Below are 19,238 nucleotides of genomic sequence, written 5' to 3' on the forward strand. Positions count from 1 at the left end.
AAGCACTTCATAACGAAGTACTTTTTTGGTGGCTTACCGGGGAATCGAACCCCGGACACCATGATTAAAAGTCATGTGCTCTACCAACTGAGCTAGTAAACCATGTTTACCTGGCGACAACCTACTCTTCCACAAGGTTACCCCTGCAGTACCATCGGCGCATTGAAGCTTAACCTTCGTGTTCGGTATGGGAACGGGTGTTACCTTCATGCCATAATCACCAGATTGAGAATATAAATATTCTCTGAAAATTGCACAGTGAATTAGTCTTTTCGCTTACGCTCAAAGCCTCGCTTCTTTCTTACGAAAGAAGTATTTCGCATTACTTTTAATTATATATTTAGGTCAAGCCCTCGACTTATTAGTATTAGTCAGCTGAACATGTTACCATGCTTACACCTCTAACCTATCAACCTGGTGGTCTTCCAGGAGTCTTACTAACATCGCACTTACGTGCGAGTTATGGGAAATCTCATCTCAGGGTGGGCTTCACGCTTAGATGCTTTCAGCGTTTATCCCTTCCAAACATAGCTACCCAGCGATGCCACTGGCGTGACAACTGGTGCACCAGAGGTTTGTCCATCCCGGTCCTCTCGTACTAAGGACAGCTCCCTTCAAATTTCCTACGCCCGCGACGGATAGGGACCGAACTGTCTCACGACGTTCTGAACCCAGCTCGCGTGCCGCTTTAATGGGCGAACAGCCCAACCCTTGGGACCTACTTCAGCCCCAGGATGCGACGAGCCGACATCGAGGTGCCAAACCTCCCCGTCGATGTGGACTCTTGGGGGAGATCAGCCTGTTATCCCCGAGGTAGCTTTTATCCGTTGAGCGATGGCCCTCCCACGAGGTACCACCGGATCACTAAGCCCGACTTTCGTCCCTGCTCCACTTGTAAGTGTCGCAGTCAGGCTCCCTTCTGCCTTTGCACTCTTCGCGCGATTTCCAACCGCGCTGAGGGAACCTTTGGGCGCCTCCGTTACTTTTTTGGAGGCGACCGCCCCAGTCAAACTGCCCACCTAACAATGTCCTGTGACCAGATTCATGGCCTCCAGTTAGAACCTCAGTACTGTCAGGGTGGTATCCCAAGGATGACTCCACACAGGCTGACGCCCATGTTTCTCAGTCTCCCACCTATCCTGTACAGACAATACCGAAATTCAATGCTAAGCTACAGTAAAGCTCTACGGGGTCTTTCCGTCCAATCGCGGGTAGCAAGCATCTTCACTTGCACTACAATTTCGCCGGATGTGTTGTTGAGACAGTGCCCAAATCATTACGCCATTCGTGCGGGTCGGAACTTACCCGACAAGGAATTTCGCTACCTTAGGACCGTTATAGTTACGGCCGCCGTTTACTGGGGCTTAAGTTCATAGCCTCGCTTGCGCTAACTAATCCCCTTAACCTTCCAGCACCGGGCAGGCGTCAGCCCCTATACATCAGCTTTCGCTTTAGCAGAGACCTGTGTTTTTGCTAAACAGTTGCTTGGGCCTATTCTCTGCGACCTACTTTCGTAGGCACCCCTTCTCCCGAAGTTACGGGGTCAATTTGCCGAGTTCCTTAACAACAATTCTTCCGATGGTCTTAGGATTCTCTCCTCACCTACCTGTGTCGGTTTGCGGTACGGGCACCAATATCCTCGATAGAGACTTTTCTTGGCAGCGTGGAATCAGATACTTCGGGAATAAATTCCCTTCCCCATCACATCTCAGCGTTAAGAGCAAACGGATTTGCCTGCTTGCTCCGCCTAAATGCTTAGACACACATCCAATAGTGTGCACATCTTATCCTCCTGCGTCATCCCATTTCTAATAACGTCCATTGGTGGTATCGGAATATCAACCGATTGTCCATCACCTACGCCTTTCGGCCTCGGCTTAGGTCCCGACTAACCCTGAGAGGACGAGCCTTCCTCAGGAAACCTTAGGTTTTCGACCGTTAAGATTCTCACTTAACTCTCGCTACTCATGCCAACATTCTCACTTCTGTACCGTCCACCACTCCTTACGGTATGACTTCAGCCAGTACAGAAAGCTCCTCTACCGCGTACACAATTGTGTACACCCATAGCTTCGGTGGTAAGTTTTAGCCCCGGACATCTTCGGCGCAGGATCTCTTGACTAGTGAGCTATTACGCACTCTTTAAATGAGTGGCTGCTTCTGAGCCAACATCCTAGTTGTCTTAGAAATCCCACATCCTTTTCCACTTAACTTACACTTTGGGACCTTAGCTGATGGTCTGGGCTGTTTCCCTTTTGACTACGGATCTTATCATTCGCAGTCTGACTGCCGAAATAAAAGTATATGGCATTCGGAGTTTGATAGGGTTCAGTAACTGTTGTCAGCCCCTAGCCCATTCAGTGCTCTACCTCCATTACTCAATTAATCGACGCTAGCCCTAAAGCTATTTCGAGGAGAACCAGCTATCTCCGAGTTCGATTGGAATTTCTCCGCTATCCACAGCTCATCCCATGGTTTTTCAACACCAACGTGGTTCGGACCTCCACGGAATTTTACTTCCGCTTCATCCTGGCCATGGATAGGTCACCCGGTTTCGGGTCTACGACATGCAACTATGCGCCCTATTCAGACTTGGTTTCCCTTCGGCTCCGTACCTTAAGTACTTAACCTTGCTACATATCGTAACTCGTTGGCTCGTTCTACAAAAAGCACGCCGTCACACATATAAAGTGCTTCGACCGGTTGTAGGCACACGGTTTCAGGTTCTATTTCACTCCCCTTCCGGGGTTCTTTTCACCTTTCCCTCACGGTACTTCTTCACTATCGGTCACTAGGTAGTATTTAGCCTTGGGAGGTGGTCCTCCCAGCTTCCCACAAGGTTTCACGTGTCTCGTGGTACTCTGGATTAGATCTGACTGTTTTTCCTTTTCATTTACAGGCCTATTACCTTCTGCGGAGCAGCTTTCCAGCTATCTTCAATTAAGGAATTGCAGTATTTATGATCTATCCTCAACCCCCAGGTCAAAGACCTGGGTTTGGGCTCTTTCCCTTTCGCTCGCCGCTACTTAGGAAATCGATATTTCTTTCTCTTCCTCCGGGTACTTAGATGTTTCAGTTCCCCGGGTCTACCTCTGCATACCTATTTATTCAGTATGCAGTACATAGTTGTTACTATGTGGGTTCCCCCATTCGGAAATCTTTGGATCACAGGCTATTTGCGCCTACCCAAAGCTTATCGCAGCTTAACGCGTCCTTCTTCGGCTCCTAGTGCCAAGGCATTCGCCATGCGCCCTTTGTAGCTTGACCTTGATTCTGTCTATTTACATAGACGATTATATTAATTTTGCGAAATTGTATTAAATTAATTTATAAACTACTTGCGTAGTTTTAATTTTTTTAAAACAACTTTTTTCACTGTGCAATTTTCAAAGAACATTTTAGAAAAACTATTCATTATCTAACTCCTAAGAGTTAGATAAAATTAGTCTCTCAAAATTAAACAGAGAACTAGGTACGATTAATTACAATAGATATTTTTGAAGAACAAATTAATATTCTTCTATTGCATCGACCGAAGTCAATACATCTACTCCCTAGAAAGGAGGTGATCCAGCCGCAGGTTCTCCTACGGCTACCTTGTTACGACTTCACCCCAATCATCAATCCCACCTTCGGCCGCTGGCTCCTTACGGTTACCTCACGGACTTCGGGTGTTACCAACTCTCATGGTGTGACGGGCGGTGTGTACAAGGCCCGGGAACGTATTCACCGCGACATGCTGATTCGCGATTACTAGCAACTCCGGCTTCATGTAGGCGAGTTGCAGCCTACAATCCGAACTGGGATGAGTTTTTGAGTTTGGCTCCACCTTGCGGTCTTGCATCTCTTTGTACTCACCATTGTAGCACGTGTGTAGCCCTAGACATAAGGGGCATGATGATTTGACGTCATCCCCACCTTCCTCCCGGTTAACCCGGGCAGTCTCACTAGAGTGCTCAACTTAATGGTAGCAACTAATGATAAGGGTTGCGCTCGTTGCGGGACTTAACCCAACATCTCACGACACGAGCTGACGACAACCATGCACCACCTGTCACCCTGTCCCGAAGGACTTCGCCCATCTCTGGGTTATGCAGGGGATGTCAAGTCTAGGTAAGGTTCTTCGCGTTGCTTCGAATTAAACCACATGCTCCGCTGCTTGTGCGGGCCCCCGTCAATTCCTTTGAGTTTTAATCTTGCGATCGTACTCCCCAGGCGGAATACTTAATGTGTTAACGGCGGCACCGAGGTTCGACCCCCGACACCTAGTATTCATCGTTTACGGCGTGGACTACCAGGGTATCTAATCCTGTTTGCTCCCCACGCTTTCATGCCTCAGCGTCAGTTACAGTCCAGTAAGTCGCCTTCGCCACTGGTGTTCTTCCTAATCTCTACGCATTTCACCGCTACACTAGGAATTCCACTTACCTCTCCTGCACTCTAGACACCCAGTTTCAAATGCAGCACCCAAGTTAAGCTCGGGTATTTCACATCTGACTTAAATGTCCGCCTACGCATCCTTTACGCCCAGTAAATCCGGACAACGCTTGCCACCTACGTATTACCGCGGCTGCTGGCACGTAGTTAGCCGTGGCTTCCTCCTCTGGTACCGTCATTATCGTCCCAGAAGACAGAACTTTACAACCCGAAGGCCTTCATCATTCACGCGGCGTTGCTGCGTCAGGGTTTCCCCCATTGCGCAATATTCCCCACTGCTGCCTCCCGTAGGAGTCTGGACCGTGTCTCAGTTCCAATGTGGCCGATCACCCTCTCAGGTCGGCTACGCATCGTCGCCTTGGTGAGCCGTTACCTCACCAACTAGCTAATGCGCCGCGGGTCCATCTCAAAGTGGAATTTTCTAAAAGAAAAATCCTTTGATGTTTCGATCATGCGACCAAAACATATTATGCGGTATTAATCTCCCTTTCGGGAGGCTATTCCCCTCTTTGAGGCAGGTTACCCACGTGTTACTCACCCGTCCGCCGCTAATCAACGTCTCCCGAAGGAGACGAATCATCGCTCGACTTGCATGTGTTAGGCACGCCGCCAGCGTTCGTCCTGAGCCAGGATCAAACTCTCAATTTAAAAGTTTACACTTTTTTAGTTGAAATGATTAATCTGCGACAACTGTTAAGTTGTTACGCAAGCTCATTACATACTTTTAGTCTTACGACTAAATTTTACTTTATACTAAAGTAATTAACTGGTTTAACGAAATATTATTTCGCTATCTTTACCTATTTCTCTGTTTAATTTTCAAAGACCAATTTGTTTTGTCATCATGTGACGACTTCTACTATATTACTAGGTATTTCTTGTTTTGTCAACAACTTTTTAAAACTTATTTTCATTTGAAAACATATTAAATAGTTATCAACAGTTAGCTTATCGTGCCACTCGTTTGTGACGACAAGGAGTATTCTATCATATAAATAAGAGTATAATTTCACAACATAGGTACCCTAGCTAGATTATATTCATATTTCTACATATAAGTCTAAATAATTCAATATTTCGCATCCTGATACACATGGGTAAGTATCATTTATATTAATGATCTAGATACTCTATTTAATATTATAAGACATTTGTACAGCTTACCAAAATTCGTTGCTACTAATATTCATGTTAATATATTTACATGATTCTTCATAATAATTATTCCACTTATGAAAGTAAATAGCTTCTCAATTAACACTCTAAATCTTACAATTTTTGCAAAATAAGTAAGACTATTTCATCTTATTAGAGTATTAAATTTTAGTGTTAATTTTAATAGTTAATCATTTTTAACCAATTGAAAGGGATCTAATTAATTAATTTATTTAGATCCCTTTTCTGTATTCATAAAAATCGCATTTATCATTACTCCACTTTGTAGATACTTTCGTATCAGAGCCGTTACTCTACTATTTTTAATATCTTTCGATAGCATCCTTATTAACTTATCATGATTTATCGCATCAAAGTGTTTAGAAATGTCGATATCTACTCACCATATATACCCATTATTAATATATCCCCTACAATTTTCTACACAAAGTCTTTCTACCTAATTGTTCCATATTTCGTCTTGCGGTGGATACCCTTGTCTTAATCTAACGGTTGGTATATCCCCCGCATCGGACTTTCACCGACAAGTAATCACTAATTTCAGGTGCACAATCGAGTAGGAGCTAAATAATTAATTTATTTAGCGACCTCTCACACCACCGTGCATACCGTTCGGTACACGGCGGTTCAATAGAAATTAATGTTTTAATAAATATGTCTCAGATATAGAAACTAATCCTATATTTTTAAGGTATTTATTGGTCAATGTTTTGTTTAATATAGGGCTATTGGATGTTCTCCAATAGCCTTTCCTTGTATTTGCATATTGCAAAGCTTTATTGTTTGGTATTCCTAATTTAACAAGGTTCCCATATTTTGTTTTAATCTTTTTCCATTGTTTCCAAAAACACATTCTAATTCTTCGCCTTAACCATTCATCAAGTGTTTTAAGAATACTTTTAATGTCTGCAATAGCAAAATAATTTATCCATCCAACTATCACTTGCTTAAGTTTCATAAACCTATATTTCATGCTCATCGCATTACTTCTTGAAGTTAATTCTTTTAGCTTTGCTTTGAATTTGATTATAGGTTTTTGAGGAACTCTCATTCTGTATTCACCTTTTGCCCGGTAAAATGAAAATCCTAAAAATTTAAGTTTCCAAGGTCTATCTACTGTACTCTTTTCTTTATTCACTCTAAGCTTTAACTTTTCCTCAATAAATCTCGTAATACTCTTCATTACTCTATTTGCTGATTTCTCACTTTTGACGTATATATTCGCATCATCAGCATATCTACAAAAGTTTAGTCCTCGTTTTGTTAGTTCTACATCGAGTTCATGTAACATTACGTTACTTAATAATGGGGACAAAGGCCCGCCTTGAGGTGCTCCTTCTTCTGTATTCATAAATACCCCATTTATCATCACTCCACTTTGTAGATACTTTCGTATCAGAGAAATTACTCTACTATCTTTAATATCTTCCGATAGTATCCTTATTAATTTATCATGATTTATCGTATCAAAGTATTTAGAAAGGTCTATATTCACCGTCCATGTATGTCCAGCATTAATATATCCCCTACATTTTTCAACAGCTTGTTTTCCACTTCTTAAAGGTCTAAAACCGTAACTATTATCAGAAAATTTCTTTTCATATACTGGTATTAGAGTTTGTGATATCGCTTGCTGAATAACTCTATCTAATACAGTAGGTATTCCAAGTAGCCTAATTCCACCGTCAGGTTTTGGTATTTCTACCCTTCTTACGGCTAGAGGTCTATATCTACTTTCTAATAATGATTGCCTTAATTCTTGTCCATGCTCTTTTAGATAATGTAGAAGTTCATCTACTGTCAAACCATCAATCCCATGACTTCCTTTATTGGCTTTTACTCTTTTATATGCTTTATTCATATTATCTCTCGATAATATCTGCTCGAGTAAACCATTATCATATTCATTCACATCGTTTCTTCCTTCTTCTGACATAGAGGAAATACTATGCACTTCTACATTACCTTCGAGTTCCACTCTATTCTCTCGTAGAGAGCCTTCTTTATGAAGTTGTCTGCTTTTATCATATTTTCTCGTATCCTTCAAAATTCCAAAACCTCCTATTGTTCAGTCCTTCCCACGCTAACGCGTTTTGCATGGTACTATGACGTCTGCTGACTTCTGATAGTTCAGCCATACATCACTGTATGGGTTGTTATTTCTAAATTCATATCCACAACTTACCTATCAGATCTCCCCGGGTAAGAACGCAATCTTTCACTCCATCTATCTGCTACATTTACACCACTTGTTTCGAATAGTTTTGGGCTTCGTTTTGTATTGCAAACTTACCCACAAGCATATGCCTTATATGTAGTTTCTGTTCGTCAGACCGGAGTTTGGCCGCCAACTTCCTTCAGATTCCATCTCACGATGGACACCCTTGTCTTAAGCTATGCACTTGGCACTATTAACCCGTGCTAGGGACTTTCACCCATTAGATTGCGCCCATGCCGGGCGCACAATAAAAACCGCTAAGTATAACTTAGCGGTTTTTTCTTACCTGGCGACAACCTACTCTTCCACAAGGTCACCCCTGCAGTACCATCGGCGCATTGAAGCTTAACCTTCGTGTTCGGTATGGGAACGGGTGTTACCTTCATGCCATAATCACCAGATTGAGAATATAAATATTCTCTGAAAATTGCACAGTGAATTAATCTTCTTCCTTTGTCAGAAGCTTAGTTTCTTTCTTACGAAAGAAATAGTTCCTGCGAAAGAAGTATATCGCATTACTTTTAATTATATATTTAGGTCAAGCCCTCGACTTATTAGTATTAGTCAGCTGAACATGTTACCATGCTTACACCTCTAACCTATCAACCTGGTGGTCTTCCAGGAGTCTTACTAACACCGCACTTACGTGCGAGTTATGGGAAATCTCATCTCAGGGTGGGCTTCACGCTTAGATGCTTTCAGCGTTTATCCCTTCCAAACATAGCTACCCAGCGATGCCACTGGCGTGACAACTGGTGCACCAGAGGTTTGTCCATCCCGGTCCTCTCGTACTAAGGACAGCTCCCTTCAAATTTCCTACGCCCGCGACGGATAGGGACCGAACTGTCTCACGACGTTCTGAACCCAGCTCGCGTGCCGCTTTAATGGGCGAACAGCCCAACCCTTGGGACCTACTTCAGCCCCAGGATGCGACGAGCCGACATCGAGGTGCCAAACCTCCCCGTCGATGTGGACTCTTGGGGGAGATCAGCCTGTTATCCCCGAGGTAGCTTTTATCCGTTGAGCGATGGCCCTCCCACGAGGTACCACCGGATCACTAAGCCCGACTTTCGTCCCTGCTCCACTTGTAAGTGTCGCAGTCAGGCTCCCTTCTGCCTTTGCACTCTTCGCGCGATTTCCAACCGCGCTGAGGGAACCTTTGGGCGCCTCCGTTACTTTTTTGGAGGCGACCGCCCCAGTCAAACTGCCCACCTAACAATGTCCTGTGACCAGATTCATGGCCTCCAGTTAGAACCTCAGTACTGTCAGGGTGGTATCCCAAGGATGACTCCACACAGGCTGACGCCCATGTTTCTCAGTCTCCCACCTATCCTGTACAGACAATACCGAAATTCAATGCTAAGCTACAGTAAAGCTCTACGGGGTCTTTCCGTCCAATCGCGGGTAGCAAGCATCTTCACTTGCACTACAATTTCGCCGGATGTGTTGTTGAGACAGTGCCCAAATCATTACGCCATTCGTGCGGGTCGGAACTTACCCGACAAGGAATTTCGCTACCTTAGGACCGTTATAGTTACGGCCGCCGTTTACTGGGGCTTAAGTTCATAGCCTCGCTTGCGCTAACTAATCCCCTTAACCTTCCAGCACCGGGCAGGCGTCAGCCCCTATACATCAGCTTTCGCTTTAGCAGAGACCTGTGTTTTTGCTAAACAGTTGCTTGGGCCTATTCTCTGCGACCTACTTTCGTAGGCACCCCTTCTCCCGAAGTTACGGGGTCAATTTGCCGAGTTCCTTAACAACAATTCTTCCGATGGTCTTAGGATTCTCTCCTCACCTACCTGTGTCGGTTTGCGGTACGGGCACCAATATCCTCGATAGAGACTTTTCTTGGCAGCGTGGAATCAGATACTTCAGGAATAAATTCCCTTCCCCATCACATCTCAGCGTTAAGAGCAAACGGATTTGCCTGTCTGCTCCGCCTAAATGCTTAGACACACATCCAATAGTGTGCACATCTTATCCTCCTGCGTCATCCCATTTCTAATAACGTCCATTGGTGGTATCGGAATATCAACCGATTGTCCATCACCTACGCCTTTCGGCCTCGGCTTAGGTCCCGACTAACCCTGAGAGGACGAGCCTTCCTCAGGAAACCTTAGGTTTTCGACCGTTAAGATTCTCACTTAACTCTCGCTACTCATGCCAACATTCTCACTTCTGTACCGTCCACCACTCCTTACGGTATGACTTCAGCCAGTACAGAAAGCTCCTCTACCGCGTACACAATTGTGTACACCCATAGCTTCGGTGGTAAGTTTTAGCCCCGGACATCTTCGGCGCAGGATCTCTTGACTAGTGAGCTATTACGCACTCTTTAAATGAGTGGCTGCTTCTGAGCCAACATCCTAGTTGTCTTAGAAATCCCACATCCTTTTCCACTTAACTTACACTTTGGGACCTTAGCTGATGGTCTGGGCTGTTTCCCTTTTGACTACGGATCTTATCATTCGCAGTCTGACTGCCGAAATAAAAGTATATGGCATTCGGAGTTTGATAGGGTTCAGTAACTGTTGTCAGCCCCTAGCCCATTCAGTGCTCTACCTCCATTACTCAATTAATCGACGCTAGCCCTAAAGCTATTTCGAGGAGAACCAGCTATCTCCGAGTTCGATTGGAATTTCTCCGCTATCCACAGCTCATCCCATGGTTTTTCAACACCAACGTGGTTCGGACCTCCACGGAATTTTACTTCCGCTTCATCCTGGCCATGGATAGGTCACCCGGTTTCGGGTCTACGACATGCAACTATGCGCCCTATTCAGACTTGGTTTCCCTTCGGCTCCGTACCTTAAGTACTTAACCTTGCTACATATCGTAACTCGTTGGCTCGTTCTACAAAAAGCACGCCGTCACACATATAAAGTGCTTCGACCGGTTGTAGGCACACGGTTTCAGGTTCTATTTCACTCCCCTTCCGGGGTTCTTTTCACCTTTCCCTCACGGTACTTCTTCACTATCGGTCACTAGGTAGTATTTAGCCTTGGGAGGTGGTCCTCCCAGCTTCCCACAAGGTTTCACGTGTCTCGTGGTACTCTGGATTAGATCTGACTGTTTTTCCTTTTCATTTACAGGCCTATTACCTTCTGCGGAGCAGCTTTCCAGCTATCTTCAATTAAGGAATTGCAGTATTTATGATCTATCCTCAACCCCCAGGTCAAAGACCTGGGTTTGGGCTCTTTCCCTTTCGCTCGCCGCTACTTAGGAAATCGATATTTCTTTCTCTTCCTCCGGGTACTTAGATGTTTCAGTTCCCCGGGTCTACCTCTGCATACCTATTTATTCAGTATGCAGTACATAGTTGTTACTATGTGGGTTCCCCCATTCGGAAATCTTTGGATCACAGGCTATTTGCGCCTACCCAAAGCTTATCGCAGCTTAACGCGTCCTTCTTCGGCTCCTAGTGCCAAGGCATTCGCCATGCGCCCTTTGTAGCTTGACCTTGATTCTGTCTATTTACATAGACGGTTATATTAATTTTGCGAAATTGTATTAAATTAATTTATAAACTACTTGCGTAGTTTTAATTTTTTTAAAACAACTTTTTTCACTGTGCAATTTTCAAAGAACATTTTAAGAAAAACTATTCATTATCTAACTCCTAAGAGTTAGATAAAATTAGTCTCTCAAAATTAAACAGAGAACTAGGTACGATTAATTACAATAGATATTTTTGAAGAACAAATTAATATTCTTCTATTGCATCGACCGAAGTCAATACATCTACTCCCTAGAAAGGAGGTGATCCAGCCGCAGGTTCTCCTACGGCTACCTTGTTACGACTTCACCCCAATCATCAATCCCACCTTCGGCCGCTGGCTCCTTACGGTTACCTCACGGACTTCGGGTGTTACCAACTCTCATGGTGTGACGGGCGGTGTGTACAAGGCCCGGGAACGTATTCACCGCGACATGCTGATTCGCGATTACTAGCAACTCCGGCTTCATGTAGGCGAGTTGCAGCCTACAATCCGAACTGGGATGAGTTTTTGAGTTTGGCTCCACCTTGCGGTCTTGCATCTCTTTGTACTCACCATTGTAGCACGTGTGTAGCCCTAGACATAAGGGGCATGATGATTTGACGTCATCCCCACCTTCCTCCCGGTTAACCCGGGCAGTCTCACTAGAGTGCTCAACTTAATGGTAGCAACTAATGATAAGGGTTGCGCTCGTTGCGGGACTTAACCCAACATCTCACGACACGAGCTGACGACAACCATGCACCACCTGTCACCCTGTCCCGAAGGACTTCGCCCATCTCTGGGTTATGCAGGGGATGTCAAGTCTAGGTAAGGTTCTTCGCGTTGCTTCGAATTAAACCACATGCTCCGCTGCTTGTGCGGGCCCCCGTCAATTCCTTTGAGTTTTAATCTTGCGATCGTACTCCCCAGGCGGAATACTTAATGTGTTAACGGCGGCACCGAGGTTCGACCCCCGACACCTAGTATTCATCGTTTACGGCGTGGACTACCAGGGTATCTAATCCTGTTTGCTCCCCACGCTTTCATGCCTCAGCGTCAGTTACAGTCCAGTAAGTCGCCTTCGCCACTGGTGTTCTTCCTAATCTCTACGCATTTCACCGCTACACTAGGAATTCCACTTACCTCTCCTGCACTCTAGACACCCAGTTTCAAATGCAGCACCCAAGTTAAGCTCGGGTATTTCACATCTGACTTAAATGTCCGCCTACGCATCCTTTACGCCCAGTAAATCCGGACAACGCTTGCCACCTACGTATTACCGCGGCTGCTGGCACGTAGTTAGCCGTGGCTTCCTCCTCTGGTACCGTCATTATCGTCCCAGAAGACAGAACTTTACAACCCGAAGGCCTTCATCATTCACGCGGCGTTGCTGCGTCAGGGTTTCCCCCATTGCGCAATATTCCCCACTGCTGCCTCCCGTAGGAGTCTGGACCGTGTCTCAGTTCCAATGTGGCCGATCACCCTCTCAGGTCGGCTACGCATCGTCGCCTTGGTGAGCCGTTACCTCACCAACTAGCTAATGCGCCGCGGGTCCATCTCAAAGTGGAATTTTCTAAAAGAAAAATCCTTTGATGTTTCGATCATGCGACCAAAACATATTATGCGGTATTAATCTCCCTTTCGGGAGGCTATTCCCCTCTTTGAGGCAGGTTACCCACGTGTTACTCACCCGTCCGCCGCTAATCCACCCCGAAAGGTTTCATCGCTCGACTTGCATGTGTTAGGCACGCCGCCAGCGTTCGTCCTGAGCCAGGATCAAACTCTCAATTTAAAAGTTTACACTTTTTTAGTTGAAATGATTAATCTGCGACAACTGTTAAGTTGATTCGCAAGCTCATTACATACTTTTAGTCTTACGACTAAATTTTACTTTATACTAAAGTAATTAACTGGTTTAACGAAATATTATTTCGCTATCTTTACCTATTTCTCTGTTTAATTTTCAAAGACCAACTTGCTTTGTCATCATGTGACGACTTCTACTATTCTACTAGGTATTTCTTGTTTTGTCAACAACTTTTTAAAAATTATTTTCATTTGAAAATATATTAAATAGTTATCAACAGTTAGCTTATCGTGCCACTTGTTTGTGACGACAAGGAGTATTCTATCATGTACGCATATTACACATTCACGTCAATTCGCTAAATATGGCAATTATGCTCAATATTCTTCATTATACTACTAATTATCAAGTCTTTTTCACACTGATACACTAGGATTAGTATACTTTGTTCTTGTCTATAACGTACTCAAATTACATTGTATTTAATCTTTTAATGCCCTTAATCCATATACAATAGCATCATTTTTATATTTAAATTAATATAGGCTTATCTACTCCCTGTTTGGGACTATCATTAGATCTATAATATAAATATTATAATTTTTATGGTTTGACTTTAGTTCAGCCGATGATTCCTCACCGGCTTATCATTTATGTTTGTTTTAAAAATGGATTGTTTAATTATACTTCATTTAAAAAAACTTCAGCCATATTTTTTTCACACTCAAAACCTAGTACTTTTAATGAGTGTTGTAATGCAAGTAAAGTATATGCCACCTTATCCTTTTTTGCATTTTCCCCCATATGTCCTATTCTTATTACTTTCCCCTGTAGATATCCAAATGAGCCGGCTATAAATACATTAAATTCGTCAACCATATGTTTTAATAGTTCTTTATCATTTATAGCCTCAGGTATTTCTATAACTGTTACCGTATTAGAATATCCCTCTTCAATATATAAATTAAGGCCTGCTTCCATTACAGCTTTTCTTGTAGCTTTACCAATAGAATTATGCCTCAAAATTATCTCTTTATCCTCGAGTATATTATCAATAGCCTGTCTTAGTCCAACGATATCACTTATTGGTGGTGTATATGGAAACCATTTGTTTTCATAGTAATCCTTCCATATAAGTAAATTACAATAGTAAGAAGCTATTGGTTTTTTCCTCTGCTGCATTAATTTAAACGCATCTTCACTGATACTTAAAAAAGTGAGCCCTGCTGGAGCAGAAACGCATTTCTGTGAAGCACCTAATGCTATATCTATTTCCCATTCATCTACTCTTATATCTTCTCCACCCATAGCTGCTACACTATCTACCACCGTTAATATACCCTTTTTCTTTAATAATCTACATATTTTATCTATGTCATTTAAAACTCCTGAAGGCGTATCACAATGTACTACCGTAGCATATTTAAAGTCATGGTCTTTTTCAAGAAATTTTTCAAGTTCTGTTATATCTACCTTACATCTCCTATTTCCTTTAAAAAAAACCGCTTCTCCACCGTACATCTTAACAAAATCAGCGAATCCTTCTCCAAATATTCCATTATCAATTACCAATACCCTATCATCATTTTCAGTAAGGGATGCACATACAGCCTCAAGACTTAAGATCCCCTCGCCGCTTAAGATTCTAACTTCGTTATTAGTTTTTAAAAACCTACCTATTTCCTCACAAGTTTCTTTGTAAAATTCATAAAACTGCAAATCTAAATCTGGATTAGTAGTAGCTAGAGCTCTGGCCATCCTGACGTTCTCTCTTACCTCCGTGGGTCCTGGAGTCATTATTTGAGACACTTTCATAATTTTCACTCCCTTAAACTATAATTTATATTCTTATATTAAAAATTATATCACTATTAATAGATTCTAAAAAATGTATCGATACAATATTGTTAAAAAATATGTTTAAGATTATGCTAAATACTTTACTCGATAATTATACTGTATAACTAAATAAAGATTATATACATTATGATATCAGTAGACTTACCATATAAGTTGTACTTGAAAAAATCAATGATACTATCAAAATCCTACTTACCCTTTTAAATTTTGCTTTATTTCTATTTTCAATTCCAATAACTCGTTACTCTATCCTTTTAACTTAAATATAATTATATCGAATTTCATAACACTATAAACCATTATTACTCCAAATTTACCTTAATTTCAGTATTCAGTTATTTAGTTTTAGTACGATATTACATATGATAGAATGAAAACATTGTATAATTTTGGCGCAATATTGGTATATTTGCCGTTTTTTATATATTTTTACCACTTCGGCGATATACTTTTAGTTGAAATATACTTTATATAATCATTGGTATAGTGATAATCGTTTCCTACTATTAAAAGGAGATTAGGATCTAATTATATTTTATATCTCTATATATTCTTTGGTGTACATCATTATATTTTAATAAAAAAATTAACTTTAGTCAAAAATCAACTTATCATATTATAAGTTAGATAAACTAAAAAAGGGGCAATTATAATGAATTTTAAAAATTTAAAGATTAACAGTATTCGTACTAAATTAGTTATTAGTTTGGTAGGAATTTGTGTAATTCCATTAATTATAATAGGTTTTTGTTCTTACACTCAGTCAAAATCAATTCTCAGTAAAAAATTAACAGTTACAAGCACGCAAACACTTACCGAAATAAATAATGGGTTAGTTGATTACTTTAATGGATTTTCTAATACCGTTTCATTCGCATCAAATAATTATGCCTTCATAAATGGCGATACAAAAGATAATTTTAAAAATGTAACCGATATATTAAAAAGCATAAAAGAAAGTAATAAAGATATACTTAGTCTGTACTATGGAACTGCCTCCGGCAATCTTTCATTATATCCCTACGTAAAAATGCCTGATGGATATGACCCAACTATACGGCCTTGGTATAAACAAGCTTTAGAACACAAAGGTCAAGTTATAATAACTCCTCCATATAAAGATGATAGAACTGGAAGCAATATTGTTACATTTGCGCGAACAGTAGAAAAAATGGACAAGTAGTTGGCACTGTGGGAATAGATTGTTCATTAGCTACTCTTTCAGGACAAATATCCACAAAAAAAGTAGGCAATACAGGATATGTTTTTATTTCTGATGTGTCAGGCAATGTTCTAGCTCACCCCCAAAAGGAGATTATCGGCACAGATGCGGCATCTAAGTTATCAATTTGGGATAAGGTTAAGTCAGAGGCTAATGGATTTGTTGCGTATGATTATAATGGTGTAAAAAAATTTGGAGTATATGAAACAAATATATTAACGGGTTGGAAGCTAGTGGCTACGTTAAATGAAAGTGAACTATCTAGTGATACAAAGTCTATATTACAAACAACTTTCTTAATAATATTAGTAATGGGATTAATTTCAGTAGTTATGTCATTGTTATTAAGTAAGGGGATAGCTCATAATATCCAAAAGCTAAAAAAAGTATTTGCTAAGGTTTCAAACGGAGATTTAACGGTGTCTTTTAACACTTCAACAAAAGATGAATTTAACGATTTAGCTATATCATTTAACTCAATGATAAAAAACATATCAGAACTTATGAATAGTGTTATAAGGTCTTCTAATACAGTACTCGAAACATCAACAAATCTTGCGAGCATGTCAGAAGAAGTAACAGCTTCTATAAACGAAGTGGCAAGTGCAATAGAACAAGTTTCCATAGGCGCGACTGAGCAGGCTCAAAATGCTCAAGATGGTGCTTCTGCAATGGATGACTTGTCAAACCGATTAGATAAAATCAGTGTCAACTCCAATGATATGGATAAAATTTCAAGCGGAACTAAAGCTTTAGGCTCAACAGGACTATCCATGATAAATACCTTAATTGAAAAATCTAATAAAACTAAAACATCCACTACAGAAGTTAATAATATAGTTAAAGATATGAATGAAAGTACTAAGCAAATAAATGCTATTTCAGAAACAATAGCTAATATAACACAGCAAACTAATCTTTTATCATTAAATGCAAGTATAGAATCTGCCCGCGCAGGTGAAGCAGGTAAAGGATTTGCTGTAGTGGCAGAGGAGATAAGAAAACTTGCTGACCAGTCAAAAACTTCAACAGAAGAAATAAAGGTAATTATATCAAGTATACAAAAAAAATCAGATACAGCAGTAAAGGCTATTGAATCCACCGAAATCATAGTAAATGAACAGGACTTGGCGGTAGGTCAAACTAAGGAGATATTTAGTGAAATCTTAAAATCAATTGAAATAATGATTACTAAGGTTGATGAAGTGAAAATATCTATTGTTGATATAAATGAGAAAAAACAATCTACAGTATCGGAAATTGAAAATATTTCATCTATATCAGAAGAAACAGCCTCATCTTCAGAAGAAGTCACTGCTTCAACGGAGGAAATAACAGCTACTATGGAAGAGTTTACAAAACATTCAAGTGAGCTTCAAATATTATCAGAGCAATTAGGGACTGAAATAAATAAATTTAAAATTAATTAATATAGGTACTAATATAAATAAGCCCCCTATTCATATTGAATTGATGATATACCTATAAACAAAGTTGTCCACACTGAACCTAACTTTATTGGTTTAATGTGGACAACTTTGTTTATAACTTTATTTATATTTTCTATAACGTCCTTATAATATACATATGCTGTTTCCTTATTCATATCCTTAATTTAAATGTGAAATATCAGCCTCTAAAATAATTTCAATTTTCTTATCTTCAACTTCTAATACAGTTAAACATGTATCATACATAAATGGTTTATTCCAAAATTCCTCAAGAGAATAATTCTTTATTATTGAATAGATCGCCTTTATTACAAGTGTATGTGATACTATTAAAATGTTTTCACCTATAGTATTACTCGCAATGTCATACAACACTTTTTTTACTCTATTAATCAATTGATCAAAGCCCTCCCCCTCTACAGGTTGATACAAATAAGGCTTATTCCAGAAATTAAACTGCTGCAAGGGATATAGTTCTTTTACTTTTTCTTGATCCATGCCTTCCCATATACCAAATCCCATTTCTTTTAAAGTATCAATTTTAATTATTTCCGTATCCTTATTTCCTCTAATGTACTTCGCTGTATCAACAGCCCTTCCCAGCGGGCTACAATAAATATAATCAAAATCTATATCTTTTAAACTTACGCCGAGCTTTTTAGCGTTATCAATCCCTATTTCAGTTAAATTAGAATCCTTCCATCCCTGCATTCTGCCTTCTCTATTCCATTCTGTTTCCCCATGTCTTGTTATATATATTTTCATTTTAACCCACCCTCTTACTATAATAAGATAATACCAAATATCTAACAATTATTATATGTTTTTGCTCTTTATAATACCTTCTGCCCTTTTCAGAAACAATAAATCTCTTATTTGAATGAATTTACCAATGTAATTATCCGGTGTGTCTTTCTCAAGAATCAGTATAGCCTCATCTAATGCAACCCATTTTAATTGAAATCCATTATCTATTTCCTCATCTGTAAATGATGGTTGTTTAATATACCCTTTAACTTTAGAATAGAAGCAGTATGATATTTGCAATAATTTTTGCATATTTTTATATTCTATTATTGTACCTACTTCACCTAAAATATCAATATTTACCCCCGTTTCTTCCATAACCTCGCGATTTAAAGCACTATTTCGATCTTCACCTGCTTCAATTCCTCCACCCGGCAACTTGTGGTAGTTATTCTTTGATACATATAATAAAGCTATTTTCCGTGAATCATTTAATACAATCGATCTTGATGCTTTTCTGAGCTTATAAGTAATGTCTATATCTTCATAATTGTAACCAATATCTTTTTCATATATTTCTTTTATTAATTCCATTTAATTTACCTACCCTATTTCAATTTAGATTTATAAATGCACTATTAATATATGTTTTCTCTGTGATTTCTCATAACTATAAGATTATATTATTTACTTAGATTCATTTGTTAACTCGGTTATGCAATCAAATGAATAACCCAAATTTCACCATATACCCCTATTATAGACTTGTTTCATTGGTTAATTTATATTTAATAGTTATAATGGACGATAATTCTTTTACTCACCTATATTTACCATATTC

The 19,238-nt window shown here is 40.2% G+C and carries 4 protein-coding genes, 1 tRNA gene, 6 rRNA genes and 1 pseudogene; 1 reads left to right on the forward strand and 11 read right to left on the reverse strand.

Annotation, left to right across the window (positions count from 1 at the left end; all coding sequences use genetic code 11):
- Positions 1–26 precede the first annotated feature (26 nt).
- The 9 genes from ACWJJT_RS10570 to ACWJJT_RS10610 all read right to left on the reverse strand — a co-directional run bounded on the left by ACWJJT_RS10570 (position 27) and on the right by ACWJJT_RS10610 (position 14,932).
- Positions 27–102, reverse strand: a tRNA-Lys gene (locus ACWJJT_RS10570).
- A 6-nt stretch (positions 103–108) separates the two neighbouring features.
- A 5S ribosomal RNA gene (gene rrf, locus ACWJJT_RS10575) occupies positions 109–225 on the reverse strand.
- A 116-nt stretch (positions 226–341) separates the two neighbouring features.
- Positions 342–3,267, reverse strand: a 23S ribosomal RNA gene (locus ACWJJT_RS10580).
- Positions 3,268–3,558: 291 nt separating this feature from the next.
- Positions 3,559–5,085 (reverse strand): 16S ribosomal RNA (locus ACWJJT_RS10585).
- The 16S, 23S and 5S rRNA genes sit together here with 1 tRNA gene alongside, the layout of an rRNA operon.
- 1,165 nt (positions 5,086–6,250) lie before the next feature.
- On the reverse strand, positions 6,251–7,660 hold the full coding sequence (ltrA, locus tag ACWJJT_RS10590) for a group II intron reverse transcriptase/maturase (RefSeq protein WP_258280593.1): 1,410 nt from the start codon (positions 7,658–7,660) through the stop codon (positions 6,251–6,253).
- A 455-nt stretch (positions 7,661–8,115) separates the two neighbouring features.
- Positions 8,116–8,232: ribosomal RNA gene (gene rrf, locus ACWJJT_RS10595) — 5S ribosomal RNA — on the reverse strand.
- A gap of 133 nt (positions 8,233–8,365) precedes the next feature.
- Positions 8,366–11,291, reverse strand: a 23S ribosomal RNA gene (locus ACWJJT_RS10600).
- Between the two features lie 292 nt (positions 11,292–11,583).
- Positions 11,584–13,102: ribosomal RNA gene (locus ACWJJT_RS10605) — 16S ribosomal RNA — on the reverse strand.
- 696 nt (positions 13,103–13,798) lie between these two features.
- The gene (locus ACWJJT_RS10610; RefSeq protein ID WP_462954713.1) at positions 13,799–14,932 is read right to left on the reverse strand and encodes a pyridoxal-phosphate-dependent aminotransferase family protein; all 1,134 of its coding nucleotides are present in this window, start codon (positions 14,930–14,932) and stop codon (positions 13,799–13,801) included.
- Between the two features lie 697 nt (positions 14,933–15,629).
- On the opposite strand from ACWJJT_RS10610, the pseudogene ACWJJT_RS10615 reads away from it, so the two are divergent.
- A pseudogene (locus tag ACWJJT_RS10615) lies at positions 15,630–17,629 on the forward strand (methyl-accepting chemotaxis protein).
- A gap of 180 nt (positions 17,630–17,809) precedes the next feature.
- Here the strand turns inward: ACWJJT_RS10615 and ACWJJT_RS10620 are convergent.
- Both ACWJJT_RS10620 and ACWJJT_RS10625 read right to left on the reverse strand, forming a co-directional pair.
- The gene (locus tag ACWJJT_RS10620) at positions 17,810–18,415 is read right to left on the reverse strand and encodes a histidine phosphatase family protein (RefSeq protein WP_462954714.1); all 606 of its coding nucleotides are present in this window, start codon (positions 18,413–18,415) and stop codon (positions 17,810–17,812) included.
- A 51-nt stretch (positions 18,416–18,466) separates the two neighbouring features.
- Entirely contained in the window at positions 18,467–18,991 is a 525-nt protein-coding gene (locus tag ACWJJT_RS10625) for an NUDIX domain-containing protein (RefSeq protein ID WP_462954715.1), read from the reverse strand.
- Positions 18,992–19,238: the final 247 nt, after the last annotated feature.

It is taken from the genome of Clostridium sp. CM041 (genome assembly GCF_055081035.1).

Bases quoted from the DNA above. Each gene is read 5' to 3' on its own strand.
- ACWJJT_RS10610 (WP_462954713.1), bottom strand. From the start codon at position 14,932: ATGAAAGTGTCTCAAATAATGACTCCAGGACCCACGGAGGTAAGAGAG.
- ACWJJT_RS10620 (WP_462954714.1), bottom strand. From the start codon at position 18,415: ATGAAAATATATATAACAAGACATGGGGAAACAGAATGGAATAGAGAA.
- ACWJJT_RS10625 (WP_462954715.1), bottom strand. From the start codon at position 18,991: ATGGAATTAATAAAAGAAATATATGAAAAAGATATTGGTTACAATTAT.